The sequence below is a fragment of the Paenisporosarcina sp. TG-14 genome, from assembly GCF_000297555.1.
Lineage (GTDB): Bacteria > Bacillota > Bacilli > Bacillales_A > Planococcaceae > Paenisporosarcina > Paenisporosarcina antarctica.
This window is the reverse complement of record NZ_AMGD01000120.1, coordinates 1-878: the sequence shown is the minus strand read 5'-3', so window position 1 is coordinate 878 and position 878 is coordinate 1. Positions and strand designations below refer to the sequence as shown.

Sequence of the window (878 nt, the reverse complement as noted above, 5' to 3'; positions counted from 1 at the left end):
GTTCAATTAATGAATAATGTAAAATACATAAACGCTGGAACAGTGGAATTTTTGGTTTCAGGAGATGAGTTTTACTTCATCGAAGTGAATCCGCGAATTCAAGTAGAACATACCATTACAGAGATGATAACGGGAATTGATATCGTCCATTCTCAAATTCATATTGCAGATGGTTCATCTTTATTTGAAGAAGAAATTGGGATGCCTACTCAAGAAAAAATTCCGTTATTCGGGTTTGCTATTCAATCTCGTGTGACAACAGAGGATCCATTAAATAATTTTATGCCTGATACAGGGAAATTAATGGTGTACCGCTCTGGTGGAGGATTTGGAGTTCGGTTAGATGCTGGTAATGGCTTCCAAGGAGCTGTCATTTCACCATACTACGATTCTTTGCTTGTAAAAGTATCAACATGGGGCAAAACGTTTAAAGAAGCTGCTGCAAAAATGGACCGAAATTTACAAGAATTCCGTATTCGTGGAATTAAAACGAACATTCCATTTTTAGGGAATGTCGTTAAACATCAAAACTTTATTACAGGTAATTTTAATACGAGCTTTATTGATTCAACACCAGAACTGTTCTTGTTCCCACTTCGTAAAGACCGTGGAACAAAACTATTAAATTATATCGGAAACGTAACAGTGAATGGTTTCCCTGGAATAGAAAAAGCATCAAAGCCAGTGTTTACCGTTCCAAGAAAACCAAAAATTGATTTATTAGTTCCACCAACACCTGGGACGAAACAAATCCTAACTGAACGTGGAGCAGAAGGACTAGTTAAGTGGATTCACGAACAAAAAGATGTGTTAATAACCGATACGACTTTCCGTGATGCCCATCAATCATTGCTAGCTACACGTGTACGTTCAAATGA

The 878-nt window shown here is 37.1% G+C and carries 1 protein-coding gene; it reads left to right on the top strand.

Annotated features, from left to right (window positions below; translation table 11 throughout):
* Nucleotides 1-878, top strand: an 878-nt coding sequence (locus tag C406_RS19785) for an ATP-binding protein (RefSeq protein ID WP_443146810.1), incomplete at both ends; no start/stop codon positions are given.